Annotated in this window: 13 protein-coding genes and 2 tRNA genes; 14 read left to right on the forward strand and 1 reads right to left on the reverse strand. The window is 42.5% G+C overall.

From position 1 onward, the window contains the following. Positions 1-99: 99 nt before the first annotated feature. A complete protein-coding gene (pilB, locus tag AB8P72_RS00370) occupies positions 100-1,734 on the reverse strand; it encodes a type IV-A pilus assembly ATPase PilB (RefSeq protein WP_369957881.1) in 1,635 nt (544 codons plus the stop codon). Positions 1,735-2,198: 464 nt separating this feature from the next. Here pilB and tpiA point away from each other — a divergent pair, with 464 nt between their 5' ends. The 14 genes from tpiA to pnp all read left to right on the forward strand — a co-directional run bounded on the left by tpiA (position 2,199) and on the right by pnp (position 16,023). Then, on the forward strand, positions 2,199-2,999 hold the full coding sequence (gene tpiA / locus AB8P72_RS00375) for a triose-phosphate isomerase (RefSeq protein WP_082894377.1): 801 nt from the start codon (positions 2,199-2,201) through the stop codon (positions 2,997-2,999). A 266-nt stretch (positions 3,000-3,265) separates the two neighbouring features. Then, positions 3,266-3,574, forward strand: a complete 309-nt coding sequence (gene secG, locus AB8P72_RS00380; RefSeq protein ID WP_025652589.1) for a preprotein translocase subunit SecG — start codon at positions 3,266-3,268, stop codon at positions 3,572-3,574. Positions 3,575-3,771: 197 nt separating this feature from the next. Beyond that, a tRNA-Leu gene (locus AB8P72_RS00385) sits at positions 3,772-3,856 on the forward strand. A 152-nt stretch (positions 3,857-4,008) separates the two neighbouring features. After that, positions 4,009-4,085 (forward strand) — tRNA-Met (locus tag AB8P72_RS00390). A 565-nt stretch (positions 4,086-4,650) separates the two neighbouring features. Beyond that, positions 4,651-5,151, forward strand: a complete 501-nt coding sequence (gene rimP, locus AB8P72_RS00395; protein WP_068407904.1) for a ribosome maturation factor RimP — start codon at positions 4,651-4,653, stop codon at positions 5,149-5,151. A gap of 129 nt (positions 5,152-5,280) precedes the next feature. Continuing rightward, the gene (nusA, locus tag AB8P72_RS00400; RefSeq protein ID WP_068407903.1) at positions 5,281-6,765 is read left to right on the forward strand and encodes a transcription termination factor NusA; all 1,485 of its coding nucleotides are present in this window, start codon (positions 5,281-5,283) and stop codon (positions 6,763-6,765) included. 164 nt (positions 6,766-6,929) lie between these two features. Next, entirely contained in the window at positions 6,930-9,656 is a 2,727-nt protein-coding gene (gene infB, locus AB8P72_RS00405; protein ID WP_068407901.1) for a translation initiation factor IF-2, read from the forward strand. A 154-nt stretch (positions 9,657-9,810) separates the two neighbouring features. Then, positions 9,811-10,215 (forward strand): ribosome-binding factor A, encoded by a 405-nt coding sequence (locus AB8P72_RS00410; RefSeq protein WP_068407899.1) that lies wholly within the window; start codon positions 9,811-9,813, stop codon positions 10,213-10,215. A gap of 8 nt (positions 10,216-10,223) precedes the next feature. Further along, on the forward strand, positions 10,224-11,285 hold the full coding sequence (gene truB / locus AB8P72_RS00415) for a tRNA pseudouridine(55) synthase TruB (protein WP_369957882.1): 1,062 nt from the start codon (positions 10,224-10,226) through the stop codon (positions 11,283-11,285). 352 nt (positions 11,286-11,637) lie between these two features. Beyond that, entirely contained in the window at positions 11,638-12,162 is a 525-nt protein-coding gene (locus AB8P72_RS00420) for a type 1 glutamine amidotransferase domain-containing protein (protein WP_068407895.1), read from the forward strand. Positions 12,163-12,291: 129 nt separating this feature from the next. After that, the gene (locus tag AB8P72_RS00425; RefSeq protein WP_156508534.1) at positions 12,292-12,453 is read left to right on the forward strand and encodes a hypothetical protein; all 162 of its coding nucleotides are present in this window, start codon (positions 12,292-12,294) and stop codon (positions 12,451-12,453) included. 85 nt (positions 12,454-12,538) lie between these two features. After that, on the forward strand, positions 12,539-12,718 hold the full coding sequence (locus AB8P72_RS00430) for a hypothetical protein (protein WP_102077737.1): 180 nt from the start codon (positions 12,539-12,541) through the stop codon (positions 12,716-12,718). Positions 12,719-13,016: 298 nt separating this feature from the next. After that, positions 13,017-13,283 (forward strand): 30S ribosomal protein S15, encoded by a 267-nt coding sequence (gene rpsO, locus AB8P72_RS00435; RefSeq protein ID WP_068407892.1) that lies wholly within the window; start codon positions 13,017-13,019, stop codon positions 13,281-13,283. Positions 13,284-13,920: 637 nt separating this feature from the next. Next, a complete protein-coding gene (pnp, locus tag AB8P72_RS00440; protein WP_369957883.1) occupies positions 13,921-16,023 on the forward strand; it encodes a polyribonucleotide nucleotidyltransferase in 2,103 nt (700 codons plus the stop codon). Positions 16,024-16,035: the final 12 nt, after the last annotated feature.

A 16,035-nucleotide genomic window follows, 5' to 3' on the forward strand; every position in this document is an offset into this window, starting at 1 on the left:
TCTGTTTTATATCTAAGTATATCTGTTAAACAATATTACTAATTCATAAACATAAAGGCTCAAAATCACGAGTTGGAACTTTTTGTTTTTCGACGGTCGTTATTCAGAAGTCACGCGCATCATTTCTTGAATACTGGTTACCCCTTGCAGCACCTTTAAAATACCCGAGCGGCGTAAATCTCTAAAGCCGTTTTTAAGGGCAGCGTCTTTGATATCTATGGCGTTACCATCTTCCATAATAATGCGCGAAATATCGGGGCTGACTTTCATCACTTCATAAATACCGACACGGCCTTTGTAGCCTTCACGGCATTCATTACAGCCAATAGGTTCATAAATGACATTGTCTGGGTTGTCTAAATCAGCATCGGTAAAACCAAGCTCAAGCAAGCTTTGGCGCGGTATATTGATGGGTTTTTTGCAATTTTTGCATAAACGTCTTGCCAATCGCTGGGCAATAACCAAGTTCACTGACGTTGCAATGTTAAATGAGGCAACTCCCATATTGCGCAAACGCGTCAAGGTTTCAGGGGCAGAATTGGTATGCAGGGTAGACAGCACCATATGTCCAGTTTGTGCTGCTTTAATCGCAATCTCAGCCGTTTCAAGGTCACGAATCTCACCGACCATGACGATATCAGGATCTTGACGTAAGAATGATTTGAGCGCATTGGCAAAGGTTAAACCGACTTTCGGGTTAACGTTGACCTGATTGATACCTTCAAGATTAATCTCAACGGGGTCTTCGGCGGTTGAGATATTGGTCTCGCCAATATTTAAAATATTAATACCGGTATAAAGGGAGACGGTTTTACCTGAACCAGTAGGACCAGTAATCAGCAGCATACCTTGAGGCTTATGTAAGGCTTCTAAAAACATCTCTTTTTGGTCGGGCTCATAACCTAATGCTTCAATACCAAGCATGGCAGATGATGGATCCAAAATACGTAAAACCAGCTTTTCGCCAAATAAGGTAGGTAGGGAGTTTACGCGGAAATCGATGGCTTTGTCTTTAGAGATTTTAAGCTTAATACGACCATCTTGCGGTACACGGCGCTCAGAGATGTCCATTTGCGACATGACTTTTAGACGCGCGGCAATTTTACCCGCAAGTTGTACCGGCGGACTGGCCATTTTTTGCATGACGCCATCGACACGAAAGCGCACGCGATAGGTTTTTTCATAAGGTTCAAAATGTAGGTCCGAGGCGCCCATACGAATGGCATCAACCAACATTTTATTAACAAACTTCACCACGGGCGCTTCATCGACGCCGTCGCTAAGTTTGGTTTCGCCTTCGTCTTCTTCGCTTTCATTAAAGCCAATATTTAAATCGCTGTCAGAAAAGCTATCAAAACTTTGCATGGTATCAGCGTACAGATTCTCAATACGCTTTTTGAGCTTATCTTCTTCAACGACGACAGTCTCGATAGACAGGCGCGAGTTAAAGGCAATAGCGTCGATGGCATCGATACGGGTCGGGTCACTCAATGCCACAAATAAGCGTTGCCCGCGTTTAAACAGTGGTAGGGCGTTGAACTTACGTACGATTTTTTCATCGACCAAGTTTTTTGGAATGACATCTGAGCTTAAGGCATCAAGATCAAACAAAGGATCACCAAACGCTTGCGATAGCATCTGCGCTACTTGATAAGCATTGGCCAGCTTATTGTCAACCAAATAGGGAACCAAGCCCATTTTCTGCTGTTGTGATTCTGTTTGCGCGGTTTTCATATGCGCTTCGCTGACGATGCCTTCGCTAATTAACTGCTACGCTAAACCACCATATTTACTGGCTGTGATAGACATTAAGACCTCTCTATGCGTGATACCAAATGGGCTGTATTTTTTACCGAAACCAAAGCATCTACTATATATAACACCAGTAGCTTATTTATAATCGCTACATTGATTAGTAACATTTATTCTAAAAACAAATGATTGATTGCCTTGGTTTTATTTTCTATAAATAGAATGATATAGGAATTTTTTAGAGTTAAAAGACTTTATATAGCGTATAAGATGACTAATCTGCTAAAAACGTCAATGTGCCAAATACTTATTTAAAATAATTTTATGCAAAATCAGTTCCAACTTTGAGCGCCTCATACTATAACTATAGCACTTAGGAAATATTTGTTATACTTGCGCGCATATAAGCCATATTGGCAGCAATAGATAAGATAAGGTATATAGGTATGCAAGCTTGGGTAATTGGAAATTGGAAGCAGAATCCAGCGACGAGCCATGACGTCAAGGCGCTACTAGATGACTTATTAATGGCTGTTAGCACAAAAGAGCAGCCTGATAACGCTGATTGTCAATTGATGATCGCCCCGAGCCTGATTCATTTGACGGCTGTCAGTGAGCGGCTAAAAGGTAGTTCAATACTGAGCGCCGCTCAAGATATAAGCGCCTATAGTGCCAGTACCGGCGCTTATACCGGTGATTGTTCAGCGCAGCAAATTGCTGATACTGGCGCAACATGGACGATACTGGGACACTCTGAGCGCCGTCAATACCATCAAGAATCTCATGATTGCTTATTGCAAAAAATGGCTCACGCCCTCACACAAAACTTAGGCGTGATATTTTGCATTGGCGAAACCCAAGCGCAGTATGATGCCAAAGAAACGCTGGCAGTCATTGATGCGCAATTAGCGGTGATTAAAGATTTACTTGCACAAAATCCTGAACTTGCTACAAACTTGTCAGAGCGTTTAATCATCGCTTATGAGCCAGTTTGGGCAATTGGTACGGGCAAAGTACCAACCGTCGCTGAAGTAAGTGCGACACATCAACATATTAAGCAAACCCTTGCGAGCTTCAATGGCGAATTAGACAACATAACGGTTTTATACGGTGGTAGCGTCAATGCTGACAATGCCGACAGTTTTGCTGCTGATAGCATGATTGATGGGGCATTGGTTGGCGGCGCATCGCTAAAAGCAGAAAGTTTTTTAGCGATTGCTAAGGCTTTTGGCGGCAATAAAGCGTAGTCGTATTCAGTAAAATTACAATTTAATCCATATTGAACAATAACTTTGCTCAAAAAATGTCTTTCGCAGTTGGCAAAAGTGGCTTTAACAGTGACCTTGCAATCGTGTACAATGCGCCTTATTTAGATGATTGCTTTATTTACACAACTGGTTTGGCGTTATTGGCCATATTAGAGGTCAATCGTTAAACGCCAGTTATTTACATTATTTAATCCTACGATTTATTTTACGTTATCAGTCGTCATTACGCGGCAAAAGAGGCCACCATGTTTACGTTTATATTAGCCCTGCACATTATCGTGGCGATTGCCATGATTGGCTTGATTTTGATACAGCATGGTAAAGGGGCAGACGCCGGAGCTTCTTTTGGTGCGGGCTCATCAGGTACTGTATTTGGCGCCGCCGGCACTGCAAACTTTTTGACGCGTGCCACTGCAGTATTAACGGTGATATTTTTTATCACCAGTATGACGCTTGCCGTACATGCACGTAAACAAGCAGAAGACCAGTTTCGTTTAGATGCGCCAGTATCAGCGCCGCAAACGCCACGCCCGCTGACACAAAATCCTCAGTAGTTATATTGGCGTTAGTATCTGTTTAATTGTTTTGACAGATATTTTTAGCAGTTATCTTTTAATTCAGGCAGTACTTGCTATTTTAAGATGTTAGATTTACAATGCTTCTCTGTTTTTAGTGGTCTTTAACTTTCGTTGCTTTCCTTATGCATCGGTTATAAAAGGTTAAAGCTCAAAAACAGAGTAGTAAGAAAAATGCGATTGTGGTGGAATTGGTAGACACGCCATCTTGAGGGGGTGGTGGCGCAAGCTGTGGGGGTTCAAGTCCCCCCAATCGCACCAAGCTTTATTTGTATGATGTTTTACTTGAACGTTGTTGTACTCAAACATTATAGAAAGCAGGGTTCATCGTCATTAATGCTTAATTTGATTATTATCTAAAATAAGTATTGACAGCCCTCTAAAACCTCTCTATAATATGCGTTCTAGATTGATGCGGGGTGGAGCAGTCTGGTAGCTCGTCGGGCTCATAACCCGAAGGTCGTTGGTTCAAATCCAGCCCCCGCTACCACTTTTTATACTGATGTTTTGTACACTAAATTTGTCAGTAACGATTAGCCCACCATTATGTTTGTGGGTTTTTTTGTATCTGATGGTCGGTGTTATCGCGATATCTATCCTACTTATGCTAAGCTCTATCTCTATAGAGTGCGATGCTATTCGTTACTAACCATCATCTGCCGCGACCGGCGCGATGCTTGGTAAGCATACTATCCTTTACTCCTCACGCTTTTATCGATAGTTCTGCTTTATAAATAATAAAGGCATTGTCTGGTTGAGCTTGATGTTTTTTATGCTCATCCCTATATAAAAGCACGAGTCATAAAACGCCTAGTATATAAGGCCAGGCATAATAGTTACGTTTTAAGAATAGAATGATAATTATTGCTGAAGTAATATTCTTGTCTATATAAGACAATGCTTAACAAAGCTTTGATTGATAAGACTCTGATTCATAAGATTTTGATTAATAAAGCGCTTTTAATAAATTTTGAACTTATAAAAGTTCGATGCATAAAATTAAAAACACTTAACTCGCTATGTTCGAGAAGTGAATAGGAAAAGATAAATAGATTATGAAGCTTTCGACAAAAGTTACAGAACTGACCAATATTATTGCTCCTGCAGTTGCTGCTTGTGATGTGGCGCTATGGGGTATTGAATTTGCGCCACAAGGTCGTCGCTCGTTGTTACGCATTTATATTGAGGCATTGCCAGAAGACCAAGCCCAAGATAAGCAAGTGACCATCGAGGACTGCGCCGCGGTAAATCATCAAGTGAGCGGTATTCTTGAAGTTCATGACCCGATTGCTGGTGAGTATATTTTAGAAGTATCGTCGCCAGGTTTTGATCGTGCCTTTTTCTCAGATGAGCAAATGCGTGATTATGTCGGTCAAACCGTTAGCTTGCGTTTGATCCAAGCGATTGGTGAAGGCGATAAAAAACGCCGCAAAGCAACTGGTACTTTAGACAGTATTGATGACACTTCTTTAAAACTGACCGCCACTGATGGTGAGCAGTTTGAGATTGCATTAAGCAATATTGACAAAGCCAACTTGATTTATGAAGATGCTTAGTTTAAAAACAGTAGCTTGATAAATGAATATTTTACTCTCCAAACAGCCTTTGGCTTATGGTGAAAATATAACGTCAACACATTAACGATAAAGTTTAAGTCAATTATAAAACGATAGGACAGGTATAGCATGAGTCGTGAAATCTTAACGGTAGTAGAAACTGTCAGTAATGAAAAGGGCTTAAATCCTGAAGACATCTTTGAAGCAATCGAAGATGCTTTGGTGGTATCCACGAAGAAAAAAGTCTATACCGATCAGCCAGAAGTAGCGGTACGGGTTGCTATTGACCGTGCGACGGGCGATTATGATACTTATCGTTATTGGACAGTGGTTGCAGATGAAGACCATGAGATGCCTGCGTGTCAGCTGGCGATTACCGATCTTGACCAAGACGAATGGTCAATTGGTGATATTAAAGAAGAGCAGATTGAATCGATTGAATTTGGTCGTATTGCAGCTACGCAAGCCAAGCAAGTTATCATTCAAAAAATCCGTGAAGCAGAGCGCAATTTAGTAGCCGACGCTTTTGAGCCACGTATTGGCGAGATGATGTATGGCGAAGTTAAAAAACAAACGCGCGATGGTTATATCATTGATTTAGGTGACAACGCTGAAGGCTATTTGTCACGTGATCAGATGCTACCTCGTGAACAATTGCGCCCAAAATCTCGTATCAATGCCATTTTGTACCATGTTAACCGCGAAAACCGCGGCGCCCAGTTATTGTTATCACGCACGCACCCTGAAATGCTCTCAGCATTGATGCAAAAAGAAGTGCCTGAAATTGCCGAACAAATTATTGAAATTCGCAATGTCGCGCGTTTGCCGGGTACGCGTGCTAAAATAGCGGTTAAAACCAACGATCATCGTATTGATCCCGTTGGCGCTTGTATTGGTATGCGTGGTACGCGTATCCAAGCGGTACAACAAGAGCTTGATGGCGAACGTATTGATGTGGTGGTGTGGTCAGATGACCCAGCCCAATTTATCATCAGTGCGCTAGAGCCAGCGGACGTCAGCAGTATTATTCTCGATGAAGACACGCAAACGGCGGATATTATCTTTAGCACCAATGATCAATTGGCGCGGGCGATTGGCTCACAAGGTCAAAACGTACGTTTAGCCTCTGAGTTAACCGGCTATAAGCTCAATATGATGTTAGAGGAAGAATATCAGCAACGTCAAGAAAACGAAAGCAAGGCCTTTATTGAGTTATTTTATGAGCGCTTAGAGGTCGATAAAGATCTTGCCCAAGCGCTGGTTGATATTGGTTTTACCAGTATTGAAGAAGTCGCTTATGTACCAGTCGAAACCTTTTATGATATCGAAGGCCTAGACGACGAAGCGATTGACATGATTCAAGAGCGTGCCAAAGAAGTGGTCATTGCCGATGAATTGGTCAAACAACAGAACATGAAAGAGCCAAGTCAAGAACTACAAGATCTTGAAGGAATGACAGTCAGTTGGGCTTATAAAATGGCACAAAAAGACATCATTACTGTCGATGACTTGGCAGAACAAGCCGTCTTCGATCTAGAAGATATCGAAGGTTTAGATAGTGAAACCGCAGGAAAACTCATCATGAAAGCTCGGGAATCTTGGTTCAATGAATAAGCGGTAACTGCATATCGCTGTCTTTTAGTGATATGCTATCGATAATAAGGGCTGGTATGACGTAACCCAATCAAATGCGTTACAAATACTAGCCTTAACCCAATCATTTGTAGCCAACAACTGAATTGAACATATAGCAAATAATAGACAGTAGGTGATAATAAATGGCAGATAAGACCGTCAAAGAACTGGCAGATATGGTAGGCAAAACCGCAAGTGCTGTACAACAGCAACTGGTAGATGCTGGACTGCCTGCTCGCGCAGAGGATGACCTAGTCACCGAGCTTGAGCAAGAGAAGTTGGTGACGTATTTAAAGCAAAGTCATGGCCAGCAAGAAAAGCGACGTATTAGCCTGAAATCTAAGACGACCAGCACCGCACGCGTGACCGGCTCTTCAGGTAAATCTAAGAGCGTTAATGTAGAAGTGCGCAAAAAGAAAGTATTCGAGAAGCCTGATCCAGAAAAGATGGCGGAAGAATTGGCAGCGCGCGAACAAGCCATGATTGAAGCACAAGAGCGTGCAACTAAAGAAGCAGAAGAGCGTGCCGCTACTAAGAAAAAAGCGGAAGAACGTCAAGCGGCTACGTTGGCAGCGATGCGTGCAAGCTTAGGTTCGAGCAAAAAGTCAGACGATAAGAATGACGATATCTCAACCTCAGTAGTGGTGAAAAAAGGCGGTAAAGCGGCGGTAGAAGTTAAACCGAAAGAGCAGCCGAAGAAAAAAGTTGCCGCGACGAAACCAAAAGTTGAAACGGCAGCAGAGCGTAAAGCTCGCGAAGCTCGTGAAGTCGAGGAAGCGCGTCTGCGTGAAATCGAAGCAGAGACCCGCCGTGCGCAAGCCGAAGAAGCGCAAAAGCGTACCCTTGAGCAAATGCGTAAAATGGCCGGTAAATATACCGATCAGCCGGCTACTGAAGTGCGTAAAGATGAGCCGTTAGCCGAAGGTTTGGTCGGCGATGCTTTAGAAGAATCGTTTGAAAAAGAACGTCGCGAAATCAAACGCGGTACCAGTAGCACCAGTGCTCGCGGTCGTGGTCGCCGTAAGAATCAAGACGAGCGTGAAATCAAAAACCGTAAAAACGGTTTACGCTCAACGCAAGCCTCACAGCATAAGTTTGAAAAACCAGTCGATAAAATCGTTTACGATGTTGAAATCAGTGAACACATTACGGTTTCTGATTTAGCACAGCGTATGGCGGTTAAAGCTCGCGAAGTGACCAAATTGCTCATGAAAATGGGTGAAATCGCACGCGAGTCCGACACTATTGATCAGGCAACAGCTAGTCTGATTGTTGAAGAAATGGGTCACAACCCAGTACCGGTTAGTGATACCAAAGTTGAAGACGATCTACAAGATGCGGTAGATGAGCGTAGCAGTAACGTGCAAACGCGTCCACCAGTTGTGACTATCATGGGGCACGTTGACCACGGTAAAACCTCATTACTTGATAAAATCCGCACAACGAAAGTTGCTACCGGTGAAGCTGGCGGTATTACTCAGCATATCGGTGCTTACCATGTGAAGACCGATCGCGGTGTTATCACTTTCCTTGATACCCCAGGTCACGCCGCCTTTAGTGCGATGCGTTCGCGCGGTGCACAGGCGACGGATATCGTTGTCATCGTTGTCGCTGCCGATGATGGTATGATGCCACAAACCGAAGAAGCGATTGATCATGCGCGCGCTGCTGGTACGCCTATCATCGTTGCTATCAACAAAATGGATAAGCCAAGCGCCGATCCTGATCGCGTACTTAATGAACTCACTGCTAAAGAAGTGGTTTCAGAAGAATGGGGCGGTGATACCCCAATGGCGCGTATCTCAGCCAAAACGGGTGACGGTATTGATGAGCTACTAGAGCTTATCAGTCTACAAGCTGAGCTAATGGAGCTAGAAGCACCGCTAGATGGTGCTGCCCAAGGCGTTGTTATTGAATCACGACTTGAAAAAGGTCGCGGGCCAGTTGTCAGTGTCCTAGTTAAAAAAGGTACCTTAAAACAGGGCGACTTAGTACTAGCAGGTGAGCATTACGGTAAGGTTCGTGCCATGACCGATGAAAATGGTCAACGAATCAAATCTGCTGGTCCGTCTATCCCTGTAGAGATATTAGGTTTACCTGAAACACCTGCTGCTGGTAGCGAGTTCTTAGTCTTAACCGACGAGAAAAAAGCCCGTGAAGTGGCAGATTTTAGAACCAACCGTGAGCGCGAGCGCCAGCTTGAACGTCAGAACGCCATGCGTCTAGAGAGCATGTTTGATCAGATGGAACAAGGCGATGTGTCATTCTTAAATATCGTCTTAAAAACTGACGTGCGTGGTTCGCTTGAAGCGTTACTTGCGGCTTTAAATGAGTTATCGACGGATGAAGTTAAAGTTCGAGTGATTAGCTCAGGCGTTGGTCCAATTTCTGAATCTGATGTGACATTGGCTGAATCGAGCGAAGCGGTATTATTAGGCTTTAACGTCCGTGCAGACGCAACCGCACGCCGTAAAGCGGACGCTGCTAAAATGGATATCCGCTATTACAGCGTTATTTATGGCTTGATTGATGATGTCAAAGCGGCAATGAGTGGTATGCTAGCGCCAGAACATCGTGAGAAAATCTTGGGTGTTGCTGAGGTTCGCGAAGTATTCCGTTCTAGTAAGTTTGGTGCTGCTGCCGGTTGTATGGTGGTTGAAGGAACGATTTATCGCAACAAACCTATCCGCGTCTTGCGTGATGACCAAGTTATCTTTACGGGTCAATTGCAATCATTACGTCGTTATAAAGAAGACGTTAATGAAGTACGTACCGGTATGGAGTGTGGTCTAGCGGTTCGTGGTTACGACGTCGAAGCGGGCGATAAAATCGAAGTCTTTGAAATCCAAGAATTCGCTCGTACTATCTAAAGCAGTCGTTTGACAATTCTTAATATTCAGCTGTACTTAGGCCTAACAGGTACACCCTGCTAGGCCTTTTTTAGCAAATGCTAGTCCTAAAATTTGTTACTAAGCAAACCTACTCATCAATAAAAAATAAGCTACATTAAAGTAAGGTAATAACATGAATCAACGTTTACAACGCTTGGCTGATCAGATTCAGCGTGAGCTTGCGGTCCTTATCCGTGATGAAGTCAATGACCCGCGTTTGACGGGCTTTGTCACTATCTCTAGCGTTAAAGTCAGCCCAGACTTGGGTTACGCAGATATTTACGTCACCATCATGGAGCCTGAGCTTAACGATGCGATGACCAAATCTAGCCATGAAGACAGCATCAAGGTCCTCAATAAAGCGGCGGGTTTTTTGCGTACCGAATTAAGCCACAGTCTAAAAACGCGTACCACACCGCGTTTACGCTTTCATTATGATGAAGTGACGGCGCGTGGCAACTATATGATGGATCTTATCAATAAGGCTGTGACCAAAACTGAGCAAAACGAGTCTGATGAGCAAGAAATTAACGAGTAATAGCTATTATGTCGACCGCCTCTACTAACACCTCTACGCTAGCCGCTGCAAAAACGCTTAAAACGCCTGAGAAAATCAAAGTCTCGGGCGTAATATTAGTGGATAAGCCGCAAGGTATGACCTCGCAACAAGTAGTGTCAAAGGTGAAATACCTGTTTAAATCACCCAACCATGACAGTAAAAAAGCTGGTCATACAGGCACACTCGATCCGATGGCAACGGGTTTATTGCCCATTTGCTTAGGTGAGGCCACTAAGTTTAGTCACTATCAACTCGATGCCGATAAAACTTATCAAGCAACCATTCTTTTGGGTAGTCAAACCGATACGGGTGATGCCGACGGGCAGATTGTTGCTGAAGCACTTATTCCACAGTTTGATCATGCCATGTTAGAAAACATTGCTCAGCAATTTTTAGGGCCACAGCAGCAAATTCCTCCGATGTATTCGGCGCTAAAAAAAGATGGCAAAAAATTGTATGAATATGCGCGAGCAGGTATTGAGATTGAGCGGCCCGCAAGAGATATTGTCATTAAAGCCATTGATTTAACCGCAATCGATGCGCAACAAATTCAGTTGACAGTGACTTGCTCGAAAGGTACATACGTACGAGTATTGGCAGAAGATATCGCTAAAACCCTTGGCACGCTAGGGCATCTCACCGCTTTACGGCGCCTAAAGGTTGGTAGTTTTAAGATTGATAATGCGATTGGTTTGGCCAATCTAGAAGCGTTGTCGCTTGAGAGTCGCCTAACCCACCTATTACCCGTTGATGCTTGTATCACCCTTGATACTGAGCTTACCTTAACCACAGAGCAGTGCGCCCGTGTTCATATGGGACAGCGCCTAAATGTCACCGAGCAGCTGACGGACGATATACGAAGCTATATTACAACGGCTATCGAACAACAGCATTATGAAAATGACGGTGACAAAGAAGATAGTGAAACCTTATTACCTCATGAAATGCCCGTAGATATTCGTCTTATAGATGAGCAAGGGCAGTTTATAGGTTTAGGAGCGGTAAGCCTAAACGGGCGCTTACAGCCCAAAAAGCTTATCCAGTTGTAGCGTTAATGCTTAAATAAGCGGTAGTAGCCATAACTGAAATTGGGTAAAACTTACTAAGAGTTTACACTAATCACATATCATCACATTTTATTGCAGGTTTCACCTATAGTGAAACCTGCTTTTTTTGTACCTTAGTTAAGTCAGCTACGGAAAGTGTGACAAGGATATAAAAAATATAAGGAAATAAAAATCATAAAAATGGGATTTTATTAAATATTAGAATTATAAAAAAGCAGTATAAATAAAAATAAAAAGACATTAACTAATATAAAAAGTATCTGAGATTAATAATAAAAAATGTATTTTAAAAATACTCATACCTAAAGTTGAAATCTAAAGTATAAGGATTATTATGAAAACCATTGCTTTCTTATTACATAATAACTTCGAACAAGCTGAATATGAAGAAGTTAACAACCAATTAAAAGATAAAGGTTATAAAACAGTCCTCATTACGACCAATAAAGACAAAGAAGTCCAGGGCATGCAGCAGGACGTCAATAAGGGTGATACCTTCACTGCAGATATATTTGCTAAAGACGCTAACGTTGCTGATTATGAGGCACTGGTTTTGCCAGGTGGCACGGTGAATGCCGATACCATACGCGGTAACGAAGAAGCGCACAGTATTATTAATGCTATTAACGATGCAGGTAAACCATTAGCGGTCATTTGCCACGCGCCTTGGGTATTAATCAATACAGGCATTGCTAAAGGTAAAACCTTAACAGCTTATCACTCGTTACAGACCGATTTAGAAAATGCGGGCGCAAATTTCGTCGATAAAAGCGTGCAAGTGGATGGTAATTTAATTACCTCACGTAATCCAGATGATATTAACGATTTTGTCGCTGCTATTGATAAAGCGCTATCTTAGATTAATAAGCCAATTAAATTTTATAGATTAACCTAAAAGAAGCAGCTACTATTTATTAACGCTTTATTTATATTGATTTTACGAAATTACCATAACTTTAAAATCATAACTACAGAAAAGGAAATTATTATGTCAAATCCTAATCCGAACGATACCAAGCTTGAGCAACAACGTTCAGAATCAGCGACTGCTGCCCTAAAGGGTCAAACAGAAGATAATCATACGCAAGATACTGAAGCGGCTGCAGACCGTATTGCTGATAATTTAAAAAATGCTAAAGAAGAAAAATAGTTAACTCCGTAATTTATTGAATCTGCTGATTATTAATAAGATAGTTAGTAAAAATATACAAAAATAATGATAACTGGGAGTATTTATGACTGACTCAAAAGGCAACATGGACGCGCAAGAGAAAAAAATTAAACAACAAGCCGAAGATATCAATCCTAAAAAAGATAATATTCCAGATAGTTTAGCGGAAGCAACGACGGCTCCTCTTGAAGATAATGAGCTTGGCGGTAATGCTACGCAGGACGACGTTAAGAAGGATAAATAGTTGCTGAAACGTTAGTCTTATAAATTTAGACCTTAATCAATTTTTCTCTGCAAAAATTGTAAAACTACTATAAAAACTGCTGCTAGTTCAGCAGTTTTTTGTTATAATCGCTGTCACGTTTAATTTTCGCTTTATTCTTAACTAAACGTTCTAATTGATAAGTTTGTCGTACACTAGGTCAACTCTAGTAATGCAGGGTTGTCCTGAATGACGGTTAAACTTTTTATTTTTATTCTATTGTGCCTAGATGCTTTAAATTGAAAGTATCTTAGTACATTTAGCATTGCCGGAGAGATTTATGCTAACCAATTCTGATCGTGAACAAATCATTGCTCAATACCAACGTGGCGAAAACGACACTGGTTCTCCAGAAGTTCAAGTAGCACTATTGAGTGCTCGTATCAACGATTTACAGAACCATTTTAAAGAGCACAAAGCGGACCATCATAGCCGTCGTGGTCTTATCCGTATGGTTAACACGCGCCGTAAACTGCTTGACTACTTAAAAGGTAAAGACCTTGGTCGTTATACCACCCTTATTAGCCAATTAGGTCTACGTCGTTAATTTGGCGACAATAGTACGAGTGGTCGCTAATATAGAATATGCCAGAATGTGGCAAGATTTTAGATTTTTTGCTAAGCCACTTGGTATTTGCTTGCTAAGCTCGATAAAATAGATTTTCTCTAAAGACGGTGTGGAATAGTTTCACGCCGTTTTTTTATGCGTATTTATATGAGTTTGACTGTTAAAAAATTATGCCTTAGCGGCATACGTTTAATGTGACAAACTCCTATTTTAACCGACTTTTTTATACTGAAATGCTCATAACGGTAATGCGCAGACAGACAGTTTGGCATTTCATTGGTCAATGGCTATAAATCACTGTAAAATAATGCCTTATGAGTTTGAGAGTAGTATTCGCGCTCGATTAATTATTTATAAGGTTTATCGTGATGAGTATTATTTATCAAACAGTGGCTAGCAAAGCAGATTTTAGTCAGCAAATAACGTGAAATCGTTATTTAAATAAATGTATCAAATAAATAGGTAACAAAATTGCTCTAATCAACCCAGTTTCCAATTATGTTAACGTCAATTAGTAGCCAATCACGAGTAACCAGTTACCAAGAATTTTTAATGACAGATATCAGCTTTTTATGATGCTGATATCCCTTTCGTCAGTCAATATTAGGAAAATTATATGACAATGTTTAATACCATTAAGCGTGAATTCCAGTACGGCGACCAGCAGGTCGTTATTGAAACGGGTCGTATCGCGCGTCAAGCAAACTCTATTTTGGTTCACATGGGCGGCGTGACTGTCCTAGTAGCGGCAGTAGTAAAGTCGGATGCTAAAGAAGGGCAAAACTTCTTCCCATTGACCGTCAACTATCAAGAAAAAATGTATGCAGCCGGTAAAATCCCTGGTGCTTATGGTAAACGTGAAGGCCGCGCAAGCGAAAATGAAACCTTAACGTCGCGTTTGATTGACCGTCCTATTCGTCCGCTATTCCCTGAAGGCTACGTGAACGAAATTCAAATTACGGCGACGGTTGTCTCGTCTGATAAAACTCAGTCGGCAGATATCGCGGCACTCATCGGTGCTTCAGCAGCGCTGGCTATTTCTGATGCCCCATTCAATGGCCCGGTAGCAGCAGCGCGTGTTGGCTTTATCAATGGCGAATATGTTCTTAACCCAACGCTTGAGCAGCTCAAAGACAGCGACCTTGACTTGGTGGTTGCGGGTACCAAATCTGCAGTATTGATGGTTGAATCAGAAGCGAAAGAATTGTCTGAAGACCAAATGCTAGGTGCGGTTTTATACGGTCATCAGCAGCAGCAAATCGTCATTGATAATATCGCGTCATTGGCAGAAGAGGTTGGTACCACTAAGCAGCAATATACCGCGCCTGTTCGCGATCAAGCGTTAGAAACCAGCATGAAAGAGCAGTTTGGTGAGCAAGTGGCTGATGCTTATACTATTACCAATAAGCAAGAGCGCTACAGCAAACTTGACGAAATCAAACAAGCGATCATCGAAGCATTGGCAGGTGACGCCGAAGCAGAAACGTATAACGATACGGTATCTGAATTAAAAGAGATTTATGAAGAGTTAAAATACCGCACCGTTCGTGACAATATCTTGTCAGGTAAGCCGCGTATCGATGGCCGTGATCTTGAAACCGTTCGTGCGCTAGATGTACAAGTAGGCGTATTGCCATATACCCATGGTTCAGCACTATTTACCCGCGGTGAAACACAAGCATTGGTAACCACCACGCTTGGTAACACCCGTGATGTAAACATGATTGATTCATTGGCTGGTACGATTCGTGACCATTTCATGTTGCATTACAACTTCCCACATTTCTCAGTTGGTGAAACCGGCCGTGAAGGTGTGCCAAAACGTCGTGAAATCGGTCATGGTCGCCTAGCGCGCCGCGGCGTTGAAGCGATGTTGCCAGATAGCGAACGCTTCCCATATGTGATTCGTGTGGTATCTGAAATCACCGAATCAAATGGTTCATCTTCAATGGCTTCGGTTTGCGGCGCAAGCTTGGCATTGATGGACGCAGGCGTACCGCTAAAAGCACCAGTTGCGGGTATCGCGATGGGTCTGGTTAAAGAAGGCGAGCGCTTTGCGGTATTGTCTGACATCCTAGGTGATGAAGATCATCTTGGTGATATGGACTTTAAAGTAGCAGGCTCGAAAGACGGTATTACCGCGCTACAGATGGATATTAAAATCGAAGGCATTACCCCAGACATTATGGAGCAAGCGCTTAAGCAAGCCCACGCTGGTCGTATTCATATCCTAGAAGCGATGAATAAAGTACTGCCTGCAAGCCGTACGGAAATCAACGCTCATGCGCCTAACTATGCGGTTATCGAAATCAACCCAGAAAAAATCCGTGATGTGATTGGTAAAGGCGGCGCAACGATTCGTCAGCTAACCGAAGAAACTGGCGCGGTTATCGATATCGATGATGCTGGTACCATTCGTATCTTTGGTGAAAATAAAGCAGCAACCAAAGCGGCTATCGGCAAAATTGAAGCCATCACCGCGGAGGTAGAAGTCGGTAAAACTTATCAAGGTACGGTTGCGCGTATCGTTGACTTCGGTGCTTTCGTTAACGTCTTGCCAAACACCGATGGTCTCGTGCATATCTCGCAAATCGCCGATGAGCGCGTAGAAAACGTGTCTGACTACCTAAAAGAAGGTCAAACCGTCAGCGTATTGGTACAAGATGTTGATAACCGTGGCCGTATTAAGCTGACCATGAAAGGTATCGAGCAAAACTAATCTTCGTTTTTC

This window comes from Psychrobacter sp. CLB018, assembly GCF_041222815.1.
Classification (GTDB): domain Bacteria; phylum Pseudomonadota; class Gammaproteobacteria; order Pseudomonadales; family Moraxellaceae; genus Psychrobacter; species Psychrobacter faecalis.